2 protein-coding genes and 1 tRNA gene (1 of these 3 only partly in view) are annotated in these 2,217 nt (G+C 32.9%); all 3 read right to left on the bottom strand.

Annotated elements, in window-relative coordinates:
• Positions 1 to 184: 184 nt before the first annotated feature.
• Positions 185 to 619, bottom strand: coding sequence for an 8-oxo-dGTP diphosphatase (locus DW269_RS12350; protein ID WP_117460306.1), 435 nt, complete (start codon positions 617 to 619; stop codon positions 185 to 187).
• 440 nt (positions 620 to 1,059) lie between these two features.
• The gene (locus DW269_RS12345; RefSeq protein WP_117460304.1) at positions 1,060 to 2,112 is read right to left on the bottom strand and encodes an FUSC family protein; all 1,053 of its coding nucleotides are present in this window, start codon (positions 2,110 to 2,112) and stop codon (positions 1,060 to 1,062) included.
• Positions 2,113 to 2,171: 59 nt separating this feature from the next.
• Positions 2,172 to 2,217: transfer RNA gene (locus DW269_RS12675), tRNA-Ser, on the bottom strand (it continues 88 nt past the right edge of the window).

Here is a 2,217-nt window from a genome sequence, read left to right as displayed (position 1 = left end):
AGTTTGAAGTCCGCAGGATTTTAAGTCCTGTGCGTCTACCAGTTTCGCCACCAGGGCACTTCGCAATCGAGACTACTCGTATAATATACAATGAATTCAAAGGTTTTGCAACCCCTTTTTTAAAATTATTTTTTAAGTTTATAAAATATGCACTATATATCAATGTTTTTTCATGTATCTTTTTTTAGTAAATCTTAATAGAATCTTCAGATTCATAGATATATTCTGAGTAATCACCTTCAAATACAGCTAAATGTTCAAAAAAATGACTCACTAAATTGATATTTTTCATCTCTTCTTTGGTAAACCACCCCACTTCACCTTCATAACTGCTTCTTAATTCTCCACTAAATTTTGTTGCAGAAAATAAAAATACAATATATCTACCCGATTTTACCCAGAATTGTTTCACTCCTACTAAACGGGGATTCTTCATAGTTAAACCAGTTTCTTCTTTTACTTCTCTTATTGCAGATTGTACAATTGATTCTCCAGGTTCTATATGCCCTCCAGGAAATGTATATCCCTGCCAATCTTTTTTAACTCTATTCTGCAGTAAATACTCATCTCCATCTTTAATCATGCAGAGATTAGTCAATTCAACCATTTCAGTTCTCATAGCACTTTCTCCTCATATATCGCTTCTCTAAGCTTTATAAACCATTATACATAAGCAGTTGTCATATATATACAAAAATGCCCTCAAAACGCTTATTTATGCATATTACAATAGAGATGCACTAAAACTATCCCCATGTGTAAAAAACCGCAATATTGCACGTTTCATTCTTCTATCAGATGCATATTAAGACATTCTCATTAGATATAATGTATCATGAGGGCCAGATCCAATATATTTTTCCTACTAAACTTGCAAGTAAGCATGTCACTACTAGCAAGCTTATTTTTAATAATAATCCATCTTTTATCTCCTTCATCTTTTTTAGTTAACTTTTCTATATATTATTTTCATATCCAAAACTATTAAATATATGCAAAAAAAGAACATACATTTTCGTACGTCCTTATATCAAAACAAGTTTATGACCTCATTATATCCTATAATACTTCTTTCACTTTAATTCTTGATACAAACCAATGAAAAATAATACAGAATAATAATGCAAAGACAACACCAAATATATTCTGGATTAATCTTAAACTTACTGCACCCTTTAATCCATATAGCTCTGTCGCAATAGCTAATGCACCAAATGTATTAAAGACAGCCTGCCAGCCATATTTTGTAGAAAACCCTACGCCAATACCACCAATGACACCGATAAATGCATAGATTGGTGAAGGAAGCAAGAAATATAACACTGTAAAACATGAAACACCTGCAATATTTCCAATAATTCTTTTACGTACTCTATACTGCATATCGTCCATAAGTGGTAAGATTACAGACATTGCGGCAATACCAGCCCACATAGCACGTGGCATATCACAGAGTTCCGCAATACATATTACAACTGGCACACAGATAATCTGACATAGCTGCCATTTTGTTCTAGTAGAAGAAAGATCAAATTCTTGTAATAAATGCATTACATGCTTATTATAAGTTCTATGCTTATGGTTTCGATAGAACACGATACAGGTAAGAACTGCACCTACAGCCATTCCAGCAAGTCTCATCAAATAACTCTTTCCAGATACATCATAACCATATAATAGTAAATATCCTAGAACGAGTGTAGATTGATTGAACATAGATGGATTATGACATCCTAGGAATACTAATATAGCTAATGCACCAATATTTACCAACATTCCTGCAACTGGAGGAAGTTTATTAGCCAGGTGTGAACATAAAGTCATATTAATGAAAAATAATGCCAGAAGCACTGTAGATTGTCCTGCATGAATTTCAAAGTCTGCCTGTCTAAATACCATTATACATAAGAGAACAACCACTCCAGCAATACTATTCTCACTTCCAAATAAAATACTAAATAATGTTACAAAGAGAAAGCAGAATGCCACTGTGATCGCAATTTTAAAAAGATAAACTGCTATATGATATAGTTTCTCTTTTGTTGTTTGACTGTTTTTAATTAACTCTTTTGAGCCTTTCTGATTCAATTGTAATTCCTGGTAAAATTTCATATAATACCTCCTTAATCAAAATACAAAAAAAATCAGGATTTCTCCCGAGTAACATTCAATGGCGCAGGTTGAGGGATTCGAACCCCCGCAGGACGTTAATCCTCT

It is taken from the genome of Catenibacterium sp. AM22-6LB, from assembly GCF_003435615.1.
GTDB classification, from domain to species: Bacteria; Bacillota_I; Bacilli_A; order Erysipelotrichales; family Coprobacillaceae; genus Catenibacterium; species Catenibacterium mitsuoka_A.
The sequence above is the reverse complement of the archived record's forward strand: the minus strand, read 5'-3'. Positions and strand labels throughout refer to the sequence as shown.

What these genes read in the sequence shown, in the direction of transcription:
- DW269_RS12345 (WP_117460304.1), bottom strand. Translation starts at nt 2,112, where the DNA reads ATGAAATTTTACCAGGAATTACAATTGAATCAGAAAGGCTCAAAAGAG.
- DW269_RS12350 (WP_117460306.1), bottom strand. Translation starts at nt 619, where the DNA reads ATGAGAACTGAAATGGTTGAATTGACTAATCTCTGCATGATTAAAGAT.